The organism is Marinobacterium profundum (assembly GCF_001528745.1).
In the GTDB taxonomy this organism is placed as follows: Bacteria; Pseudomonadota; Gammaproteobacteria; order Pseudomonadales; family Balneatricaceae; genus Marinobacterium_A; species Marinobacterium_A profundum.
Map to the genome: position 1 here is coordinate 1 of NZ_BCNS01000112.1, position 22,655 is coordinate 22,655.

Annotated in this window: 15 protein-coding genes; 3 read left to right on the forward strand and 12 right to left on the reverse strand. The window is 56.3% G+C overall.

All coding sequences use genetic code 11. The features are described from left to right. The first annotated feature begins 79 nt into the window (after positions 1-79). A complete protein-coding gene (gene pabB / locus MPRO_RS11855; RefSeq protein ID WP_067292390.1) occupies positions 80-1,456 on the forward strand; it encodes an aminodeoxychorismate synthase component I in 1,377 nt (458 codons plus the stop codon). A gap of 21 nt (positions 1,457-1,477) precedes the next feature. Here pabB and thrH read toward each other — a convergent pair whose 3' ends face one another. The 4 genes from thrH to rluC all read right to left on the reverse strand — a co-directional run bounded on the left by thrH (position 1,478) and on the right by rluC (position 5,646). Continuing rightward, on the reverse strand, positions 1,478-2,095 hold the full coding sequence (thrH, locus tag MPRO_RS11860; RefSeq protein WP_067292394.1) for a bifunctional phosphoserine phosphatase/homoserine phosphotransferase ThrH: 618 nt from the start codon (positions 2,093-2,095) through the stop codon (positions 1,478-1,480). 365 nt (positions 2,096-2,460) lie between these two features. Further along, positions 2,461-3,435: an HTH-type transcriptional regulator CysB gene (cysB, locus tag MPRO_RS11865; protein WP_067292397.1), complete on the reverse strand. Its 975-nt coding sequence runs from the start codon at positions 3,433-3,435 to the stop codon at positions 2,461-2,463. 116 nt (positions 3,436-3,551) lie between these two features. After that, a complete protein-coding gene (locus tag MPRO_RS11870) occupies positions 3,552-4,652 on the reverse strand; it encodes a DNA-binding protein (protein ID WP_067292400.1) in 1,101 nt (366 codons plus the stop codon). Beyond that, complete coding sequence (gene rluC, locus MPRO_RS11875; RefSeq protein ID WP_067292403.1) at positions 4,645-5,646, reverse strand: 23S rRNA pseudouridine(955/2504/2580) synthase RluC; 1,002 nt, start codon at positions 5,644-5,646, stop codon at positions 4,645-4,647. Before rluC ends, MPRO_RS11870 begins: the two co-directional genes overlap by 8 nt. 476 nt (positions 5,647-6,122) lie before the next feature. On the opposite strand from rluC, the gene rne reads away from it, so the two are divergent. After that, on the forward strand, positions 6,123-9,506 hold the full coding sequence (gene rne / locus MPRO_RS11880; RefSeq protein WP_173645510.1) for a ribonuclease E: 3,384 nt from the start codon (positions 6,123-6,125) through the stop codon (positions 9,504-9,506). Positions 9,507-9,677: 171 nt separating this feature from the next. On the opposite strand, the gene murB is transcribed toward rne, so the two are convergent. From murB to nfsB, 4 genes are all read right to left on the reverse strand, one after another. Further along, positions 9,678-10,700, reverse strand: a complete 1,023-nt coding sequence (gene murB / locus MPRO_RS11885) for a UDP-N-acetylmuramate dehydrogenase (protein WP_082708700.1) — start codon at positions 10,698-10,700, stop codon at positions 9,678-9,680. After that, complete coding sequence (locus MPRO_RS11890; RefSeq protein WP_067292412.1) at positions 10,700-11,194, reverse strand: low molecular weight protein-tyrosine-phosphatase; 495 nt, start codon at positions 11,192-11,194, stop codon at positions 10,700-10,702. Before MPRO_RS11890 ends, murB begins: the two co-directional genes overlap by 1 nt. A gap of 194 nt (positions 11,195-11,388) precedes the next feature. Further along, entirely contained in the window at positions 11,389-14,061 is a 2,673-nt protein-coding gene (aceE, locus tag MPRO_RS11895) for a pyruvate dehydrogenase (acetyl-transferring), homodimeric type (protein ID WP_067292416.1), read from the reverse strand. Between the two features lie 583 nt (positions 14,062-14,644). Further along, on the reverse strand, positions 14,645-15,298 hold the full coding sequence (gene nfsB, locus MPRO_RS11900; RefSeq protein WP_067292419.1) for an oxygen-insensitive NAD(P)H nitroreductase: 654 nt from the start codon (positions 15,296-15,298) through the stop codon (positions 14,645-14,647). Between the two features lie 168 nt (positions 15,299-15,466). Between nfsB and MPRO_RS11905 the strand changes: the two genes are divergently transcribed. Beyond that, a complete protein-coding gene (locus MPRO_RS11905; RefSeq protein ID WP_173645511.1) occupies positions 15,467-16,369 on the forward strand; it encodes a LysR family transcriptional regulator in 903 nt (300 codons plus the stop codon). A gap of 239 nt (positions 16,370-16,608) precedes the next feature. Here MPRO_RS11905 and MPRO_RS11910 read toward each other — a convergent pair whose 3' ends face one another. From MPRO_RS11910 to MPRO_RS11925, 4 genes are all read right to left on the reverse strand, one after another. Continuing rightward, a complete protein-coding gene (locus tag MPRO_RS11910) occupies positions 16,609-18,033 on the reverse strand; it encodes an NAD-dependent succinate-semialdehyde dehydrogenase (RefSeq protein ID WP_067292425.1) in 1,425 nt (474 codons plus the stop codon). 99 nt (positions 18,034-18,132) lie between these two features. Next, positions 18,133-19,017: a LysR family transcriptional regulator gene (locus tag MPRO_RS11915; RefSeq protein ID WP_067292429.1), complete on the reverse strand. Its 885-nt coding sequence runs from the start codon at positions 19,015-19,017 to the stop codon at positions 18,133-18,135. Positions 19,018-19,175: 158 nt separating this feature from the next. After that, positions 19,176-20,678 carry a BCCT family transporter gene (locus tag MPRO_RS11920; protein ID WP_067292433.1) on the reverse strand — a complete coding sequence of 501 codons (1,503 nt, stop codon included), beginning with the start codon at positions 20,676-20,678 and terminating at the stop codon, positions 19,176-19,178. A 531-nt stretch (positions 20,679-21,209) separates the two neighbouring features. Beyond that, positions 21,210-22,550 (reverse strand): class-II fumarase/aspartase family protein, encoded by a 1,341-nt coding sequence (locus MPRO_RS11925; protein ID WP_067292436.1) that lies wholly within the window; start codon positions 22,548-22,550, stop codon positions 21,210-21,212. Positions 22,551-22,655 lie beyond the last annotated feature (105 nt).

Sequence of the window (22,655 nt, forward strand, 5' to 3'; positions counted from 1 at the left end):
TCGGACAGCCTCCTAGTGCATTGCCCCTGCGCCGCGGGTAGAATTGCGGCTTTCTTACCGGCAGGCAGAAACCAGGCACGTGATCAGTCGTACAGCTTTAGACTACCGCGAAGACAGCAGCCCCCTGTTCGAGGCCATACGCGACCTTGGCAGCCCGGTGTGGCTGGACAGCGGCCGTCCGCTCAGCCCTTACGGTCGCTTCGACATCATCACGGCGGCGCCGGATTTCCTGGTACGTTTCAATCGCGGTAATTTGCAGCTAACCCGCAACGGCACCAGCGAAACCCTTCCAGGTTCACCTTTTGATGCCTTGAGACAATTGCTGGCCAAACACCCTGCCCCCGAACCCCAGGATGACCTGCCGTTCTGCGGCGGGCTGATTGGCCACCTGGGCTATGACCTGGGACGCGCACTGGAGCAGCTGCCGGCGCTGGCGGGCGATGATATTGCCTTTCCGGAAATGCGCATGGGCTTTTACAGCTGGGCCATTATCGTGGATCACCATCAGGCCCGGGCCGAACTGATCGCTCACCCAAGCTGCGAGGCACAACAACTGCAGGCTGTACTGCAGCGTCTGCAGCGTCTGCAGCGCCCAGCCAAAGCCACAACGACACCTGAGTTCAAACTGCGCGCGGGTTTTAACAATGACCTGCCCCCAGAGCAATACAATCAGGCGCTGGCGCGTATTGATGACTATATAAAGGATGGCGACTGCTACCAGGTCAACTTTACCCAGCGCTTTAGCTCGACCTTTGAGGGCGACCCCTGGCGGGCCTATCAGATGCTGCGCCAGGCCGCCCCCACACCCTATTCGGCCTATCTGGAAAGTGATGATGGTGCCGTGCTGTCGCTGTCACCCGAACAGTTCCTGAGTACCGACCAGCGCCAGGTGACCACCAAGCCCATCAAGGGCACAAGACCTCGGGGCGACAACAAAGAAACGGACGCACAGCTGAAACAGGCGCTACGCGAGTCGCAAAAGGATAGAGCCGAGAATCTAATGATTGTGGATCTGATGCGCAATGACCTGAGCAAGGTCTGCGCCTTGGGATCGGTGAAGGTACCGCGACTCTTTGCCGTCGAAAGCTATGCCAACGTGCACCACCTGGTCACTACCGTGACTGGCACCCTGGCGCAGGAACAGCAGCCGCTGGATCTGCTGGAACACTGCTTTCCCGGCGGCTCGATCACCGGTGCGCCCAAGATTCGCGCCATGGAAATTATCGACGAACTGGAACCGCAACGACGCAATATATACTGCGGCTCCATTGGCTATATCAGCCTGTGCGGACGCATGGACACCAGCATCACCATCCGCACCCTCTTGTGTGAACAAGACCGTATCTTCTGCTGGGCCGGCGGCGGCATCGTTGCCGACTCGATCACCGAGCAGGAATACGAAGAGACCTACAACAAGGTCAATAACCTGCTGAAGACACTTGAAGCCACCTGTTGATTGAAACCATAACAGGGCACGCTATTCACTCAGATCCCGTTCACTGGCGCGGATAAACTCCCGCTTGAGATCAGCAAAGGTCTGCACCGCCGGAAACTGCGGAAATTCGGCGATCACATTGGCAGGCGCATGAAACAGAATACCGGCCTCAGCCTGGGCCAGCATGGTGGTGTCGTTGTAGGAATCGCCGGCGGCAATCACACGGTAGTTGAGCAACTGGAACGCCCGCACGGACTGACGCTTGGGGTCACGCTGGCGCAACTTGTAACCGGTAATGCGCCCCGCCTCATCGCTCTCGAGTTTGTGACACAGCAGTGTCGGATAACCCAGCTGCTGCATCAGAGGTGCTGCGAACTCGTAAAAGGTATCGGACAGTATCACCACCTGAAAACGCTCGCGCAGCCAGTCGATAAACTCACCGGCACCCTCCAAAGGCTTAAGCCGGCTGATAGTCTGCTGGATTTGCGGCAGTGTCAGGCCGTGCTCATCGAGAATGCGCAGACGCTGGCGCATCAGCACATCGTAATCAGGGATATCCCGGGTAGTGGCTTTAAGGGCATCAATGCCCGTTTCTTCTGCGAATGCGATCCAGATTTCCGGGACCAGTACACCTTCCAGATCAAGACAGGCCAGTTCCACATCAGTCTCCTTGCGTGATTAACGGGCAAAATGCTTGCCGGTCAATCTACCCTCTGCCCCACAGGCACGCAAGATGGGTTAGACCACCTCAGGCCAGGTTGATATTAGGCAGGACCCGCGGATAGCGGTTTCACCCAGGCGATTTTCATCACGGCCCAGGAAGTAGGATGGGTGAAGTGACGTCACTTTCTGAATCAAAAAGGCTATTTGCCAGGTGTGCGCGCCGCGTAACCCATCAAGGTTTCCGCGCCAAGGGTACCCGACATGTCCATGATGGGTTTCACCGCCATAGACCCCGGTGCGAGCCGGTTACGCAAGCAGCCTTGGCGGTGTCACCCATCCTACTGCTTCATCGCTGTTCCGCCTTACATCTCAGGCAGAACCTGACCTGCAAAGAGGGCGTCAATTTCAGCCCGACTGGAGCAGGCCTGTACCTGGCGCACCACATCCTCGGTAAGGTGAGGCGCGAACTTCTGGATGAAGTAGTACATGTAGCCACGCAGGAAGGTGCCCTTGCGAAAACCGATACGCGTCGTCGAGGCCTCAAACAAATGACTGGCATCCAGCGCCACCAGATCGCTGTCGATATCAGGCTCATACGCCATGGTGGCAATAATGCCAACACCGAGCTTTAGCCGCACATAGGTCTTGATCACATCGGAGTCGACCGCAGTGAAAATCACTTTGGGGGTCAGACCTTCACGCACAAAGGCATCATCGAGTTTGGAACGCCCGGTAAAGCCGAATACATAGGTCACCAGTGGATAGGCCGCCAGCTCCTTGATCGTCAACTTCGAGACTTGGCACAACGGATGATCCCTGGGCACCACCACCGAGCGATTCCAGCGATAGCAGGGCATCATTATCAGGTCACTAAAGTGGGACATGGCTTCGGTGGCAATCGCGAAGTCCACAGTTCCATCGGCGGCCATCTCCGAAATTTGCATCGGCGTGCCCTGATGCATATGCAGGGATACATCGGGATAGCTCTTGATAAACTGTGTGATCGACCAAGGCAAGGCATAGCGCGCCTGAGTGTGGGTGGTGGCAACGGCAAGGCTGCCCTTGCGCTCATCACTAAATTCCTGCGCCACCTGCTTGATGCTTTCTACTTTCTGCAAAATTTCGCCGGCCACCGCCAAAATGGCCTCACCAGCAGTGGTGACCCGGGTCAGGTGCTTGCCACTGCGGGCAAAGACCTCAACGCCGAGCTCATCCTCCAGCAGACGAATCTGCTTGCTGATACCTGGCTGCGACGTATAAAGACTCTGCGCGGTCGCCGACACATTGAGGTCATGCTTGGCAACCTCACAGATATAACGCAATTGCTGAAGTTTCATTGGTCGGCCTGACCTCGCATCCGGGCTGTTAACATATCGCTACTCATTCAAAAAAGGCAGAGACTTATAACAGTATAGAATAAGATGGACAGGGCCCCAACCTCCGAATCCCGCCTTTAAATGCGGGTTGTCATCCGCTTCAGTTCTTCATCCTGAGTTATCAGGCGTTTTTCCTGCGCTACCACCTTGGCATTGGCTCGCAGCAGCTCTTCCTCTCGCGCCTGCACCTGAGCCCGCAACGCATTTTCCCGCCGCGCAGCTTCGCTGGAGGCAGAAGCATTACGCTGTATCTGCTGCTTGATGTCGCCCTCAAGCTCCTTGACCTTGCCATCCAGTCGCTTGCTGCGATTGACTTCAGACAACAGGCTGGCATTGAGCTTGGACAGCTCACGCTGCTGCAGGGTGATTTCCTGCTGCGTCAACTTGAGCTCATCTTCCAGGCTGCGAATGCTGGTCTGCAGCGTCTCAATCCGACTGTCCCTCTTGGCCAGCTGCGCCTGCAGGTCACTGATATCCCGCCCCAGAACAGATTCCTTCTTGCCGAATTCGTCACGCAGTTTTTCCTGCACGGAACGGTAGTGCTTTACGTCCGCCTCGCTCTTGGCCAGCGCTTCCAGATTATGGCGCTGCTCGTCCTTGATGCGAAGATCGAAGCTGCGCTTGGCATCTTCATAGGTTTTGTGCAGGTGCTCAAGCTCCTGCTCCAGCTGCATGCGCTGGGCTTCTTCCTTGGCAAAACGCGCCGCCTCGGCGGTCAGACTGTTCCTCAGGTGAGCCGATTCCGCCTCCGCCGCCTTGCTGGCACTGACAGCCTTTTCAAGCTTCAGCGTCTGCTCGCGATAACGCGCTTCCAGCTCCTGATAGTGATCGTGGGACTGCTTAAGCGCATCCTCAGAGACACGGCGCTCTGCCTCAGCACCATATTCAGCATGACGTTTCACCAACGTGACAGCCGAAGACGCTTCCTGCACCGCCTGCTGCCATACACGGGAAAACGCCGTCGCCAGACTATCGGGCACTTCCGGAATAGGCGTTACCGCAGCATCCAGACCCACGCGTTCAGAGAGCATCTGCCACCACAACACCAGACAGGGCTCGATCTCTGCAGCCTCGACTTCAAGCTGCCGCTCAATCAGCGCCGCCGTTGGCGACCGACCACTGAGCAGCAACTGATCTGCCGCCCGAAACACCTGCTGTTTCAAATCTTCGTTACTCATTTGATCCTTCCTGGACTTCCACACCATCAGACTCGGTTTCCCCCAGCTTGGCCAGACCTGCGAGCAGCGACGCCTCCAGCGGAGCCTCTACTCGCAGGCGTTCGCCATTGGGCAGCGTCAAACGCAGCTGCGCCGCATGCAGGAAGAGCCGGCGTATACCATGTGTTTTCATCTCACGATTAAGCTCATCTACACCATATTTTTCGTCGCCGATAATCGGATGACCGGCGAACTGTGCGTGCACCCTGATCTGGTGCGTGCGCCCGGTGACTGGCTGCGCCTCAACCAGCGTCGCCGTCATGCCGAAACGACGCAATACCCGGAACAGCGTGATCGACGGCTTGCCCTCGGGCTGCACCCTGACGATACGTTCGCCGGACTTGAGTTCGTTCTTGTTCAGCGGCGCATCAACCTGGTGGGTGCGTGTCGACCAGCGGCCTACCACCAGCGCCTGGTAGATTTTGGTGATCCGGCCCTTCTGACGCAAGCCCTCATGCAGAAACTTCAGCATTGAACGCTTCTTGGCCACCATAATGCAGCCCGATGTATCCCGATCCAGCCGATGCACCAGTTCAAGGAAACGCTGATCGGGGCGGATCTGGCGCAGTGCCTCGATCAGGCCCAGGCTTACACCGCTGCCGCCGTGTACCGCCAGCCCTGAAGGCTTGTTGATAATGATCAGATCCTTGTCTTCATAAAGCACCGCGGCTTCGAGCACGTCAGCGAGACCCTGCTTGACGGGCACATCTTCACGCGGCGCGGATACGCGGATCGGCGGAATCCTGACCAGATCGCCTGGTTTCACCCGATAATCGGGCTTTACCCGCTTTTTGTTGACGCGCAACTCGCCCTTGCGAACGATGCGATAGATCAGACTTTTGGGGACGCCCTTGAGCGCCGTGCGCAGAAAGTTGTCGATCCGCTGACCGTCCTGATCTTCCGTCACTTCAACAAACTGGACACTGACCGGCGCGGCCGCAATATTTTTTGACATATTAATAGGATAGAGCGCTCTGATTGATGCCTGTAGGGATAGCTGATATATTCTACCGCTGCCGTGTGCGGTTGGCTCTTAGAGAATGTAAATTTATCGAACCGCCTGACCCTCCCCACGATATTTCTGGCGATGCGGTGGGCGCAGAAGCCCGGGCACCGGCAAAAAGACCTATTCGACAACAGTTTCCAGGAATGCACTCCAGCCATCGGTCCTGAGCGGTCCGGTTGCAGGTGAAGATGTACATCAGCCCAGAACCTGCCCGAAACGGCAGTAACAAGCAAAGAACTTAGAACTATAATTGGCTGGCGTTTCCTCCACCGACGATACGAGTCTACACATTGCCAGGCGGCACTTTCAGCCCCCGGCCGCGTCACACTGACCGCGTCATAAGACCGGACCGTACCATCAAGATACGGTCAAGCAGCTCGACCAGTGGCCAGACGTGCGTTCCCCTATTAAAGAATGCTAACTACATGAAAAGAATGCTAATTAACGCAACTCAGCCAGAAGAGTTGCGGGTCGCCCTCGTTGACGGGCAGCGGCTCTATGATCTGGATATCGAGTCATCCAACCGTGAGCAGAAAAAGGCCAATATCTACAAGGGTAAAATCACCCGTGTAGAGCCTAGCCTTGAAGCGGCCTTCGTCGACTACGGCGCTGATCGTCATGGCTTCCTGCCCATGAAAGAAATTTCCCGCGACTACTTCAGCAAGCAGCCCGAAAAAGGCGGCCGTCCGAACATCAAGGATGTGTTGAAGGAAGGCACCGAAGTCATTGTTCAGGTTGAAAAAGAAGAACGTGGTAACAAGGGCGCAGCCCTCACCACCTTCATCAGCCTGGCCGGGCGCTACCTGGTTCTGATGCCCAATAACCCCCGTGCCGGCGGCATTTCCCGTCGTATCGAAGGGGAAGAGCGCAGCCTGCTCAAGGAAGCCCTGTCCGGCGTTGATGTGCCCGAAAAGATGGGTATCATCATTCGCACCGCAGGTGTTGGCCGCACCTCTGAAGAGCTGCAGTGGGACCTGAACTACCTGGCGACCCTGTGGGAAGCCATCACCGAAGCCGGCACCAAACGCAACGCGCCCTTCCTAGTGTTTCAGGAAAGCAACGTCGTTATCCGTGCGATTCGCGACTACCTGCGCAACGATATCGGCGAAGTGCTGATCGACAGCGACAAGGTGTTCGATGAAGCCCGCCAGTTCATCCGCCACGTGATGCCGAGCTTCGAAAGCAAGATCAAGCTCTATAAAGAACAGACACCGCTGTTCAACCGTTACCAGATCGAGTCTCAGATCGAAACGGCCTTTGAGCGCGAAGTCACCCTGCCCTCCGGCGGCTCCATCGTAATAGACCCGACCGAAGCCCTGGTATCCATCGATATCAACTCGGCCCGGGCGACCCGTGGCGGCGATATCGAAGAAACGGCACTCAACACCAACCTGGAAGCGGCGGAAGAGATCGCCCGCCAGCTGCGTCTGCGTGATATCGGCGGCCTGGTGGTCATCGACTTCATCGACATGACACCAATCAAGAACCAGCGTGCAGTAGAAGATCGCCTGGCCGATGCCCTCAAGCTGGACCGCGCCCGCGTCCAGATGGGTCGTATCTCCCGCTTTGGCCTGCTGGAAATGTCGCGTCAGCGGCTGCGCCCGTCACTGGCTGAATCCCGCGGCACCGTGTGCCCGCGCTGCAACGGCCAGGGCTCCATTCGTGATACCGAATCCCTGGCGCTGTCGATTCTGCGCCTGATCGAGGAAGAGTCGTCCAAGGATCGCACGTCCCAGATTCGCGCCATTCTGCCGGTCACGGCTGCGACCTACCTGCTGAACGAAAAGCGTCACGAAGTTCACGAAATTGAACTGCGCCACCGCGTACGCATCGTCATAGTGCCGAATCCGAACATGGAAACGCCGCATTATGAAGTCGTGCGCCTGCGCGATGACCACACAGTGGCCACCACCAACGACGCCAGCTACAACCTGCAGCCGCCTCCTAAACAGGAAGAGTTCACCGCCACTGCTGATAAAGTAGTGAAGCGCGAGGAAGCCGCGGTACAGGGCATTGCGCCCGCCTCGCCAGCCCCGGCTGCAGCGCCTGAACCGGCTCCTGCACCCAAGCCAGCGGCGGCCGCTGCACCTGCGCGCACCCAGCGTGCCCCGCGCGCCCCTCTAGCCGCTAAACCGACACCGGCTGCACCTGTCGCATCTGCTGCCCCTGTATCCCTGGGTACCAAGCTGGCCGGCTTTATCAAGAGCCTGTTTGGCGACACGCCCAAGCCTGAACCGGAACCGACGCCGCTGCCCGAAATTCGTCAGGGTCGAGCCCCTAGCCAGAACCGCGAAGAGCGCAACCGTCCAGCTCAGGAGCGTAGCAACAGCAACAGCAGCAAGCCCAAGCGCCGTCGCGACAGCCGTGACAATGACCGTCGTCGCCGTTCGCAGCAGGACTCCGACGAAATCATCACCATCACGCCGCAACAGGCCGACACCACACCGGCACCCAGCTCTTCTTCTGAAGAACAGACGGGTTCGAGCAAGCCGCGTCGTCGCCGTCGCAGCCGCAAGAATGACAGTGATGAGTCCCGCAGCGATCGCTCTGCCCGCAACGCTGAAACAAGCGAAGAGTCGCAGATCGAACAGCAGAGCGAGCAAAAGGAGCAGCCGGACACCAGCGCCAAGCAGGCCGATGTAATCAGCCCGAATGACACTGATGAGACGCCTAAGGCAAAACCTGCTGCCGAGAAACGCGAAGCGCGTGACAACAACGCCGAAGACAGCGAAACCCGCGGTCGTCGCCGTGGTCGTCGTCGTCGCGGTTCTGATCGCGTTGCCGAGCGTACTGCACCGGACGCTGACACCACTGCAGCAGTTGCCGCAACTTCGGTAGCTGCCGATACCGCTCAGCAGGACGCTACAGAGTCCACTGCTGACAAGGCTTCTGCCGCACAGGATGCTCCGGCTACTCTAGCGTCGGCCGAAGTGCACATGGCTGAAAACGATAAGGCCAATCAGACTGCAGCCGTTCAGAATGCCACCGCCGCCTCCGGCGACACGCAGGATGATGCGAAAGCACCCCAGGCAGCGACGCCAGAGACTGAAGCTGAAGCCGTAACCACTGAAGCGACTGCTCCTGCAGAAACCGCAGAAGCAGCTGCTGAAGCTGACGCTGATGTTGTAACAGCAGCTCAAGCTGAAGAGCCGGCACAGGAAGAAGCAGAAGCCAAAAAGGCAAGCACTGACACAGTGACTGAAGCCCCGACAGAAGCTATCGAGGCAGAAACGGTTAGCGCCGAAGTGACTGCCGAGCCTGCTGCACCCAAGGAGTCTGCTGAAGTAACTGCGACTGACGAACCTGCACAGCCAGCTGAAGCCGAGCTGGAAACTGCGGCAACGCTTGCGCAGTCCGACAGCACAGCAGAAGCCCCTGCAGATGCAGCAGCCCAAAGCGCAGAAGTGGCAGAAGTGACAGCCAGCCCGGACACCACCGAAGCTGAAAAAGCTGCCGAGCCTGCACCGGCCGAAGCCGCTGAAGCTACTACTAGCGACGTCGTCGAAGCCGCACCTGCAGCCCAGACCGCTGACGCAGTGACTGAAGCAAAAGCAGAAGCAACGGCTGAAACCGTCGCTGAAACCGCCCTTCAGACCACGGAAGCTCAAACCTCGATCGATGCGACTGAAGCGCCAGCTGAAGAGGCCGTAGCCGAACCTGCTGTCGACACAGCTGTCGCCCAGGCCGAAGAAAAGCAGCCTGCACCGCGTCGTCGCCGTCGCTCAGGCCGCGCGCCTAATGACCCGCGGGAGAAACGCCGCAGTCAGCAGAAAGCGCAGGATGAAAACGTGGAAAACCAGCACTCCTGAGTGCTAAATACGAAAAAGCCGGCTTAAATCGCCGGCTTTTTTTTGAGCATTTTTTACTGAGTCTTTATTGCTGAACCTTTTGCCAAGCCTTATTTTACTGAGCAAGAGTTTCCCCCTCTGCATCGTCCTTGTGCGGTCTGTCACTCCTCACGCCAAAAAGCGACCGGCCCATCAGGCCGGATACAGGCGCGGCTCCATTTCCAGCTCTACACCAAAACGTTCCACAACTGACTGCACGATTTCGCCCGCCAGCAGCATCAGCTCAGTTGCGGTGCCTGCGCCCAAATTAACCAGCACCAGTGCCTGACGCTCATAGACCCCAACAGCGCCCTGTGCCCGTCCTTTCCAGCCACACTGCTCGATCAGCCAGCCCGCCGCAAGCTTGTAACCCTCGCCTGCCGGATAAGCCACGAGCCTGGGAAACTGCTGTGCCAGCTCATCATAGTGAGCCCTGGATACCAGTGGATTCTTGAAGAAGCTGCCAGCGTTACCAATGTCGGCCGGATCCGGCAACTTGGCCCTGCGAATATCACACACCACCCTGAATACATCCCTGGGCTGCGGATCCGCAATGCCCCGAGCCTGCAGCTCGTCTACCAGTGCCTGATAGCGCAACAGCGGCCGTGGTTGCAGCGAGAGTCGAAAGGTCACGTCGATAATAATGTAGCGTCCAGGTTCAATAGACTTGAAGCGACTGTCTCTATAGCCAAAACAGCAGTCTTCTCGACTAAAAACGCGCAGCTCACCGGTATGGATATCAAGCGCTCGCAGGGAGTCGAATCCCTGCTCCAGCTCCACACCATAGGCGCCAATATTCTGCATGGGGGCCGCACCTACAGTGCCCGGGATCAGCGCCAGGTTCTCCAGTCCGAAGTAACCCTGATCCAGCATCCAGTCCAGACTCTGATGCCAGATTTCACCGGCGCCGAGCGTTACCCGCACTTCATCATCACCCACAGGCTCAGCCCGGCGCCCGCCGATGGCCATCTGGATCACCAGACCCGGTATCCGTTCACGCAGCACCAGATTACTGCCGCCACCCAGCACTAGCACAGGCCAGCCGTTATCCCCTGCCTGGGCAACAGCAGCCTGCAGCTGCTCCAGTGTCTCGACACGCACGAAGTTCTCGGCACTGGCCGCGAACCCAAAACTGTTGTGCTGACGAAGATCCTGATTATGAACAAGGTTATCCATCATTGCGTTCCTCGCCAGGCGCCGCTGCGCAACTGGTCAATCAGGCCATCACTCGCGGCCTCCACCATATCCAGCACCTGCTCAAAACCCGCCGCACCGCCGTAGTAGGGGTCAGGTACCTCAGCCCCCAACCCCTTGGCAAAGTCCATAAAGAGTCGCACCGATGCCAAAGAACCCGCAGGAGCCAGGGCACGCAGATCTTCGAGGTTTTGTGCATCCATCGCCAGAATCAGATCAAACTGCTCAAAATCTGCAGCCACTACCTGACGTGCCCGTAAATGCGCCAGCGGTACATTCCTGCGCGCCGCAGCCGCCGTTGCACGCGCATCCGGTGCATTGCCCTGGTGATAGGCCGCAGTACCGGCCGAATCCACCCTGACCCACTCAAGGCCGGCGGCACCAAGACGATGCTCCAGCACGCCATGGGCCGTAGGCGAGCGGCAAATATTCCCGAGACAGACCAGCAAAATGCGCACAGATTTTTCACATCTCATAAGCTCAACCGCACCCGCAAGACGCCCGCGGCGCCACAGTGACAAAGGTGCGCATTATAAAGCAATCCGCTGCCATTGCAGACAGGGGCCGCGGCGGGGATGAGACAACACAACTGCGCCCGGTCATTGATCAGATCAAAGCCTGGCGAGAGTAACTCCATTCACGCCACAGAAAATTGAAGCCAGACCACTGCTCAGAACGAGGCAGGGTCGGCTTTGGACTCAGGAATGCTGAGCTGCACCCGCGCCTGGCGCAGCGCATCCGCACTCAAGACACCGTCACGGTAAAGGCCGGTCAGGGCTGACCAGGCGATATAGCGCGCATCGACCTCGAAGTGATCACGCAAAACCGGTCTTGACTCACTCAGACCAAAGCCATCCGTGCCCAGGGCAATGAACGTCTGCGGGAACCAGCGGGCAATGCCGGTTGGCAGCGACTTCATGAAGTCACTGCACGCCACTACAACCCCGCCCTCATCCGCCATCAGTTGCTCAATGTAATTTTGCGTTGCCGCTTCTGGCGTCAACATGTTCTGCCGCTCGGTCTGCTGGGCCTGACGCAGCAGTTCGTTATAGCTGGTGACACTCCAGATATCGGCGCTGCACCCAAAGCCCTGCAGAATGTCGGCCGCCTGCAGCACTTCCTGCATCAGGCTGCCACTGCCCAGCAGGTGGACCTTGTGTCCCTGCGCATCACTGCGCTGATAGCAGTACATCCCCTTGATAATCCCTTGCTCCACGCCCTGCGGCATGGCCGGCATCGGGTAGTTCTGGTTGTAGAGCGTCAGGTAGTAGAAGATGTTTTCATCGTTCTGATACATGCGCTCGACACCATCACGCACAATCACCGCCAGCTCGTAGGCAAATGCCGGGTCGTAACTGCGCATGTTTGGCACCGTGGACGCCACCACCTGTGAATGGCCATCCTGATGCTGCAGACCCTCGCCGTTCAGGGTCGTGCGCCCGGCCGTACCGCCCACCAGGAAGCCTTTGGCCATGGAATCAGCACAGCCCCAGATCATGTCGCCAACACGCTGGAAACCGAATATCGAGTAGAAGATATAAAACGGAATCATCGGCACCGCGAAATTGGCATAGGCCGTGCCCGCCGCCAGAAAGGACGCCATTGCCCCGGCCTCACAAATACCTTCCTGCAACAGCTGGCCATCTTTGGCTTCCTTGTAGGGCAGCAGCGAACTGGCATCCACCGGCTTGTATTTTTGCCCTTCACTGGAATAGATACCGAACTGCTTAAACAACGACTCCATGCCAAAGGTGCGTGCTTCATCCGGCACTATGGGCACAATGTATTGCCCCAGCTCCTTGTCCTTGAGCATCGCCGCCAGCATTCGCACAAAGGCCATGGTGGTGGATTGCTCTCGAGTGCTTCCATCAGTCGCGGCCTTGAACAGGCTCAATGGCGGCGCCGTCAGGCGCTGACAGGCGACCTCCCGAGCCGGCAGATAACCCCCGAGCTGCTGGCGATGCTGATGCAGATACTGCGCTTCCGGGCTCTCGCCTGCGGGCTTGTACAACTCGGCCCGCGCAAGTTGTTCATCATTCAGCGGGATACCGAAACGCCGACCAATCGCTATACGCTCCTCTGCACTGAACTGTTTCTTCTGATGCGCCGTATTCTGCCCCTCGGCGGACGCGCCCATGCCCTCGCCCTTGACGGTCTTCATCAAAATAACCGTCGGTCGACCGGTATTCTTCGCTGCCCGCTCGAAGGCGGCGTAGACCTTTTTGCGATCATGCCCGCCACGACGGATAACACGAATCTCGTCATCATTCAGCGACTTCATCAGGTCGGCCAGACGCTCATCACCGTCTATCCAGTGCTCACGCACCGTCTTGCCATCGGACACGGTATAGAACTGGTAGTCGCCATCGACCGCCCGGTCCATGCGTGCCTGCAGCAGGCCATCGTGATCGCGGGAGAAGAGTTCATCCCACTCGCTACCCCAGATCACCTTGATCACATCCCAACCGGCCCCACGGTAACTGCGCTCCAGCTCCTGAATGATCTTGCCATTGCCCCGCACCGGGCCATCCAGACGTTGCAGGTTGCAGTTCACCACCATCACCAGATTGTCCAGACTCTCGCGAGTTGCCATGTTAATGGTGCCCAGAACCTCCGGTTCATCCGATTCACCGTCGCCGATAAAGCACCAGACCTTGCCGCCGTTATTCGGCTTGAGCCCGCGGTTTTCCAGGTACTTCATGAATCGCGCCTGATAGATCGCCGAAGGCGTCGACAGGCCCATGGATGCGGTCGGCAACTGCCAGAACTCCGGCAAGCGCCGCGGGTGCGGGTAAGATGGCAAACCGCCGCCATCTTGCAGCTCGCGACGAAAGTTGTTCAATTGCTGCTCGCTCAAACGACCTTCAAGGTAGGCACGGGCATAAATGCCAGGCGCCGAATGGGCCTGCACCATCAGGATATCGCCGCCATAGGACTCAGTGCGCTTGCGGAACCAATGGTTGAAACCCACCTCCAGAGTGGTGGCCGCGGACTGATAGGTCGCAATATGCCCGCCGACGCCCGAGCCGTTATCATTAGCATTAAGCACCATCGCCATGGCGTTCCAGCGGATGATGTTTTCCACCTTCTGTTCCAGCTCGATATTGCCGGGATAGCCTGGCTGCTGATGCGGATGGATGCTATTGCGATAGGGCGTATTCAAGGTCGCCTCTGCCAGGCTGACACCCTGTTTCAGCAGGTGATCCTGCAACAACCGCAGCATCTCGCGACTGCGGCCTTCGCCCTGGTCCCGCCGGATATACTCCAGCGCCTCTATCCAGTCGGCATTTTCAAGCGCGAGATCCTGCGCGTCATATTCATCTTTTTCATTCAGGCTATTCATTACCAGTACCCACTCTTTGAATTGCTCGTTGTATTTTAAATAATCCTAACATTAGGCTCTGAGTCAAAATCACCAAAAGAGCAGATCAATCAGCAGAAGAACACAGATAAACTTCAAATCGATCCGGCATATTAGTCAAAAATACCACGCATCAGTCACCCTAAAAAATTCTGATCCAGTAACAAAAATAAACGATCCACAACAAATAAAAAAGATCCATCCAATCTCGTCACTGTAGGATCTTTATGAAGATTAACGCAGTAACGTCATCACCCTGAAGAGTAGTTAATACCCCCCCATAGAAGGCAGGAGACCATCAGTCTTAAATGAAGGTAAAAGCAATAGAAGGGAAGACTACGCCAAGACGCCCGTACCGCGGGCCATAAGGCTATAATTGCGGAAATCTAAATCCCCAGACCGCATAACGTTTATCAGTTAAAGTGCGTCATTAAAATATCGCCCAATAAAGTTTATGAACAATAATTATAAACGTGCCAAAATTGCGGACAGGCAAGGCCTATCCGCAGCGGTTAAACTGAAATACTATGAAACACTTAAATTTCCACCGGACAGTGATGGAACATCATATTTCAGTGAATACCTGTTCCGCCCCATGACGTGACTTGGGTAAAGGCGCATTAAAGTCATCCAGCGATCGTTTGCCAAGGGATACCAAAACAACACTGCTATATCCCTGCTCGCGCAACCCAAGCTCCTCATCCAGTATCTCGGAATCAAAACCTTCCATCGGACAGGCGTCTATATTGAGCGCGCCGGCGCCGAGCAATACTGTACCGAGCGCCAGATAAACCTGCTTTTCCATCCAGTGCTGCATATCATTGAGCTCATCCTGGTGCAGATTCACAAAGGTTGAACGGCCCTTTTGCTGGGCAGCACGCAGATCCGCATTGGCAAAGCGACCGCTCGCGTCTTCCTGATCCAGCAGCTGCTCAAGGTAAGTCGTATCGATAGCGGTTTTCGAGCACAGAGCAATGACGTGCGAGGCGTTGAGAATTTTGGGTGCGTTGTACGCATAGGCTCCGGTCGCGGCCCTGGCAATACGCGCCTTGCCTTCCTGGGTGGATGCAACCACAAAGTGCCAGGGCTGCGAATTCACCGATGACGGGCTCATCTGCAACAGCGCCTTGATTTCGTCAATTTTGCCCTGGGGTATCTGGTAGCTCGAGTCGAACACCTTGGTGGTGTAACGCGCTTTTGAAACGTGCTGGATAGTCATTTTCCGATCTCTTGTCTGGTAATGGTGTTTAGCCATGCGCAGGACAGGCTGCAAAATTCCGGGGCCGCAGGAGTTGCATCAGCCTGCAGTCTATTCAGACAGGTTACTTTATGTGGTAAATTTGAAAAATAGCTAATTTATGCCAACACTTTCAAAAAATATTTGATTATGAAAGCCTTCAAGGATATCGAAATTTTTACCCGTACTGCGGAGCTCGGAAGCCTTTCGGAAGCCGCCAGAAGCCTGGGCATCACGCCCTCTGCCGCAAGCGCAGCCCTGAAGCGGGTAGAAGAGGATGTGGATGCTCTGCTCATCGTCCGCTCGACCCGCAGCTTGCGCCTAACCCAGGAGGGAACCCTGTACCTGCGCTACTGCCAGCAGGCGCTCAAGCTGATGACGGAAGCCCGGGATGCAACCCGTTCGATACACACAGCACCCGGCGGCACCCTGCGCGTATCAGTATCCTCCGACTTTGGCCGCAACCTGCTGGCGCCCTGGCTGGACGACTTTCAAACCACACACCCGGAATTTCAAATACGCCTGATCCTGTCGGACCACGTCTCGAACGTTATAAAGGAAGAGGTCGACATCGCCATTCGCTATGGCGTACCACCGGATTCAACACAGATCGCGGTGCCACTGGCGCCCAGTAATAGACGCATACTCTGCGCATCGCCGGAATTCATCGCCCGTGCAGGACAGCCTGCGACACCCTACGACCTGGTGAACTACAACTGTCTGTGCTTCATGGTCGGCGACAGGGTGCACGATCAGTGGCACTTCCTGAACAGACACAAGCAGGATGAAGCCATGATCACGGTCACTGGCAACTGCTCATCCAATGACGGCGACATGGTCAGGCGCTGGGCGGTCAGCGGCAAGGGCATCGCCTACAAGTCCGAGCTCGACGTCACAGCAGACCTGCGCGCCGGGCGCCTGGTCCAGGTATGCCGCGAATGGCAGGGCGAAGTCGCCCCACTCTACCTGGTGGTTGCCGATCGCAGGCAGTTGAGCCCACTGGTAAGAGTGATGAAGGAGTTCCTGCAGCAGAAGTGTGAGGGCTTGTCGTAGCAGTTGCCTTTGACACTCATGCTGCACATCAGACCAGGCCCTGATAACAAGCGCTGATATTCCGCTAAGCAGTACTGGGGCTAACCGGGACCCGCGATGTCGAACTTAAGATTTCTTGGCGTGAGCCGGGCGGAGGTCGAGCTAGTGGCGCTGCAGGCCCATGATATGCCAGGGCTAAAGTAATGTGTTCGGTACGATAACACAGGTAGAAGCCGCGGCTCCCACCTGATGTCTTGACGTTAACGCAGGCTGACGAACTGTGACTTCATATAGGCGTCCAGCGCCTCAATGCCGCCTTCTACCCCGTAACCGCTGTCGCCCCAGCCACCCAGGGGAACTTCAGCGATATGCGCCGGGACGTCGTTGACGCCGATGGTACCGGCGAACAGTGTCTCACTGACGCGTCGCTGGCGCTTGGCATCATTGGTAAAGAAGTAGGCCGCCAGTCCATAGTCGACGCCGTTTGCAATTTTCAGCACTTCGTCCTCGTCGCTGAACGGCAGGATCGGAACGATCGGTCCGAAAATCTCGGTCGACATCAGGTCGGCTTCCAGACTGACATTGGTCAGTACGGTAGGCTCGAAGAAAAACCCTATGTCTCGGGCCCGTTTGCCACCGGTCTCGACCTTGGCTCCTTTGGCCACCGCATCAGCGACCAGACTCTCCATGGCTTGCAAACGTCTCTCATTTGCAAGCGGGCCCATCTGCGTCTTGCTATCCGTACCTTCGCCGAGGGTAAGACGGCTGGCGTGCTCGCAGAAAGCCGACACGAAGGCCTCGTAAAGGCTTTCATGGACGAAGAAACGGGTCGGTGAAACACACACTTGGCCAGCATTGAAAAACTTTTTGGCAACCAGCTGTTTTGCCAGCGGCTCAATATCGGCATCGTCGAAGATGATGACCGGGGAGTGCCCGCCCAACTCCATGGTAACGGGCTTCATCACCTCCCCCGCCTTCGCGGCCAGCAGTTTGCCGACCGGCGAGGAACCGGTAAAGGTAATCTTCTTGATCGCAGGGTCGGCAATCAGACGGCTAGAAATTTCGGCCGGGTTGCCCAGAACCAGGTTGAGGACCTTCGGCGGCACGCCGGCATCGAGCAGCGCCTTGACCAGTTCGATAGCGGATCCGGGCGTTTCTTCGGCGGGCTTAAGCACGCAGGAACAGCCAGCGCCCAGCAAACCGGCCAACTTCTTGGCGGTGAGGACAACAGGAAAATTCCAGGGTGCAAAAGCCGCGACCACACCCACCGGCACCTTGCGAATCTCAACAGTGTTGGCGTTGTCACGCCCCGCGACCAGGCGGCCGGCAACACGACGCGCTTCTTCGCCACCCCACTCAATAAAGTCCGCCGCGCGCTCGATTTCACCAATGGATTCCACCAGCGGCTTGCCCTGCTCAAGCGTCAGCACCTGAGCTATCTCCTGCTTGCGCTCGCGCAGCAGTTCCGCCGCACGGATCAAGATTGTGCCCTTGTTCCACTGGGGCACCGCCTTCCACTGCTCGAGGCCTTCCTTCGCCGACGCAACGGCCCTGTCAATGTCTGCCGCGGTGGCATGGGAAAACTGCGCGATGGGTTCTTCCGTTGCCGGGTTTATGACCGGCTCCACAACGCCATCGGCGCCATCGGTCCAGCGACCGTCGATATATAGCTGGTAGGTATTCATATTGACTCCCGTCTTATCAGACTAGAATATTTTATTTCCAGTCGAAATTTTCCGTTTCCACGACTTGATAGCAAGCCTGCATTTATTTTTAAACACTCGTTATACCCGGGAGAACACATATTTAGACTTTACCCAATCCGCAAACAAAGTCTCTTGTTCCGACACGGAATTTTCACTGGGCTCCAGTATAAAAAAGTTCTCTCGCGTCTTTATACTTCCGAAATCAAGCTTCACTAATTCGCCACGTTCGACAAATCCGTTCACCAGCGAATCGATACCCAGGGATATATAATCTCCAGACATTGAAGATTTATAGGCCAGCAAGTTGCTCTCGACATAAAGTCGGGAAGGCGTGTTTTTCAAATCCACCTGGTGATGACGAAACCACTCCGACCAACCTACCTTGTTACCCATTACTGAAACAAGTGGGTAGTCGAGAAGGTTTTCTATATTTTTTACTTCGCTTTTCAGCGCTGGCGAGCACACTGGAAATATACTGTCATCTGTAAGTTGATAGCAGTTCGCATCGTTCCAGTCACCATCTCCATATCTGATTTCAATACCATGTTCCAAGCCACCGAAGTCAGTCAACCAAAGGCCAGTATATATTTCGACACAGATGTTCGGATACAAGTCGTGAAACTCAGATAGGTTTCTGGATAGCCAGACGTCCACAAAGGAGTAGTTCGATTTTACGGTGATTGTACCTCTGTGCCCTTGACCAAATAGCTGATCCGTAGCCAGCGATATTCTGTCCAGTGAGATTTTTATGACATTATAATAATGCTTACCAACGTCGGTCAGAGAAACCCCTTTTTTACTTCTTATTATAAGCCGTCTTCCAAGATAGTCTTCCAGTGACTTTATCTGCTGACTGACTGCTGACTGGGATACGTTAAGTCTCTCGGAAGCCTCGGTGATCGAACCGGACTCAACGATAACCTTAAAAACGAACAACCAGTTATGTGGCGGAGGTCTTCTCATTATATTTTCTCCTATCGCGCATGAGACAATCAGGGCTTACTTATCAGGTTACCACATCTGAAAGGTATAAATTTTCAGTCAGTAAACCCTGGTTTTCTCAATAATCCAGATAAAAATCCGGGACTCGCTACAAACCACACAAAGCGTTGTGTAAAAAGTTAATCCTGCAAGCGATCCGCCAGCATGGCCCTGTCCTCGTTCATGTACTTTATCGTCGTGATAATCATGCAGAACAATATCAGGATGAGTGGCAGAGCGACTATGATGGAGACGGTCTGCAGACTTTTCAGGCCACCGACAAACAGCAGCGCTAGCGGCAGGATCGTAATCACGAGGCACCAGAACAGGCGATTGGATTTTGCCGGTTCCTGACCTTCGTCCAGCGCCGTCGAGGTCGTGCAGGCCAGCACGTAGGCGGCGGAGTCGAAGGTGGTTGCGAGCAAGACGATGCCAGATACCGCCAGGCAGGCAATCAGCAGGAAAGCCCCCGGCAGCGTCTTGAAAATCTCCAGCATGGCCGCAGGCCCACCGTCGTTATTGACGATTTCTGAAACGTTCAGCTGCCCTGTCATCTGAAGATCAATGCCGTACCCGCCCAGCACCACGTAGAACATCGCGCAGCCGATGGTTCCGAAAACAAGCATGCCGACAATGACTTCACGGATAGTGCGTCCATAGGAGATACGGGTCACGAACATGCCGACAAAGGGGGCATACGCGATCCACCAGGCCCAATAGAAAATGGTCCACGCTTGGGGGAAACCGCTTTTGTTGATGCTGTCAGTCCAGGTACTCATCTTGATGAAGTTTTCGACAACGTAGCCCACGGAGTCAAAACCAAGACCCATGATGAAGTGGGTCGGGCCAACAAGCAGGATGTACACCACGATGCCAACGGTCACGAAGGTCGAGAAAATACTCAGGCGCTTGATGCCCTTGGCGAGACCCAGCCCACTGCTCACCGTGAAAACCGCAGTACAGACGAGAATAACGGCGATATCCATAGTCAGGCCCGGCTCCACGCCCAGCACGTGTGCCGCAGCCAGGCTGATCATGGGCGTACCGAGCCCAAGGGACGTCGCCGCCGCCCCCAGCATGCCGAAAATAAACATGTAATTGATAACGGAGCCCAGACGACCGTCCACGAGGTCTCCAAGGGCACCGCGGCAGGCTTCGCTCAGGTTGTAGATATGCTTTTTACGGACATAAAAAATATAGGACATGGCGATGGCCGGTACACAGTAGATCGCCCAGGCAGAGGGTCCCCAGTGGAAAAGCCCGTAGGCCTGGCCCACGGTATACATTTCCATGCTGTTGGCCTCGATACCAAATGGCGTCCAGGCATAGTGATAACCCCACTCAGTTCCGGCCCACAGCATCAGCCCGGTCGCCAGTCCTGCCAGGAACACCATCATGGCCCAGGAACTCATGGAAAACTCCGCCGGTGCGTCCTGGTCCGAACTCAGCTTGATATTCCCATAGCGGGAAAACGCCAGATAGGTGAGGAATATAATAGAAATGATGGGGATCGACAGGAAGACAACGTCGAAAGAGTGCGTCATCCACTTGAAAAGCGCGTCGATTAATATTTTCCCTTCTTCGGGAAATGCAACCAGAGGGAAAGCTGCGGCGATCACGGACAGTATACCTATGATCTGCATTCTGCGAATGCTATTCCCACCCGTTGAGATAGGAGCGGCAATGGCACCTACGTATTCTTTAGCATCGGTATTCATTTGATTACCCTAATTGTTCTTATCGAATGCCTACAACCTTCTGGCATTTAGGAATTCAAGAAAGTAAAAATTATGTTTTTATTTCTCCGACTGTCCTGACGCCCTGTTCCTCTGCCATGAGGTTTATCATGGTGACAAAAACTGCATCAGAACAAAATTCCATTTCTTTCTCTAAATCAGTAGAAATACTTATGTTTCATCTCGACGACCGCGATCCTTCCATTACCACACCGGGCCAGAGCACGGCCTGCCTTTACAAATCAGGCTGACGAACAGTTTCTCTGCATACGGATCAGCCACCCCATAAAACGCGGGCGCAGGCCTGCCGGCTTTCATGGGGGCCGCACAGGGCCCATGATTCCCGAAAGGCCCAATGATGAAGCGCTTCGAGCGCCGAGTGCTCCCTGCAGGCTCCCCAAAAGGCGGTCATCGCTGTGATCTTGCTCGATACCTCTCTCAGCCGGTTAGCACCCTATCGACGATGTGCTGGGACAGCCCCAGATAGGACGAAGGCGACAGTACCGTTTTCAGCTGTTCAGCATTGATATGCCGGGTGACTTCTTCATTCTTCACCATCGTTTCGTACAGCGAGCCGCCGCTTCTCTGCGCCTCGCGGCAGGCGTCGTAGACGATATCATGGGCGGACTGTCGACCCACGTAAGGCGCCAGCGCCATCATGGCCGATTCGGCAACGATCAGCCCTTTGCTGATATCGAGATTCTGCGCCATTCTGTCGGGGAAAACCTCCAGCCCCTCGAGCAGGTACACAGCCTGGGACAGTGCGCAGTGAGCGAGTACAAATGCCTGCGGCAGGCCAATCCACTCCGCGTGCCAGGGTCCGGTGGCACGCTCGAAGTCCGCCTCCTGGGCATCCATGAGCATGGCCGCTGCCTTGCCGACCCCAAGATTGCAACCACGAATCACCTCGCAGGAGATCGGATTGCGCTTTTGCGGCATGGTGGACGATGCGCCGCGATCCTTGACGAAGGGCTCCGCGGTTTCGGAGATCTCGTCCATGCACATGATCATGATATCGAAGGCGATCTTGCCCAGCGACCCCGTCATCAGGGCCAAGCCACAGCCGACCTCGGCGAAACCGTCACGCGTCGAATGCCAGGGCGCAATAGTCGTGAACAGGCCGAGCTCTTGCGCCAGGCTGCCGGTCAGCAACTCGGCATTATTGCCGATCGACGCCAGGGTGCCGGCGGCGCCCCAGAGCTGGGCGTTTAGAACCCGCGGACGCATCTCCTGGAGACGACTCTGCGCACGCCGAATGCTTTCGAGCCAAATGGCCGCCTTGTAGCCGAAAGTGATCGGCAGCGCGTGTTGCAAGTGCGTACGCCCAGCCATCACGGTATCCCGATGGTCCCTGGCGAGCACCATCAGCGCTTTTTCCACCCGATCCAGGTCACGGCCGATCAACTCCAGACCCTTGCGTATCTGCAGGACTGTCGCGGTATCCATGATGTCCTGGGTGGTCGCGCCCCAGTGGACGTAACCACCGGCATCCTCGCCCGCAGCACCAGCCAGCTGGCGCACCAGGCCCAGAATCGGGTAACCGACCGTTCCGGTATCACTGGCGAGGCGATCCATATCGATCTCGACACTTTTGGCGGCCTGGTCAATCTGTTCGGCTGCTAACGCAGGAATCAGGCCCAGCTTTGCCTGCACACGGGCCAACGCAGCTTCCGTTTCCAGATAAGCCTCAACTCGGGCGTCATCATTGAATACAGCCTGCATTTCATTCGAATGAAAAAGTGGAGCAAAAAGTTTGGAATCAATTATCGAAGACGTCATGATATATGCCCTTCCTCGCCGCTATACCCATTAGGTTTACGACCTAATTTATCAGGTCGCAGTAAATGACTATCACTTTCTAAAGCATAAAAGCGATTGCGAGTG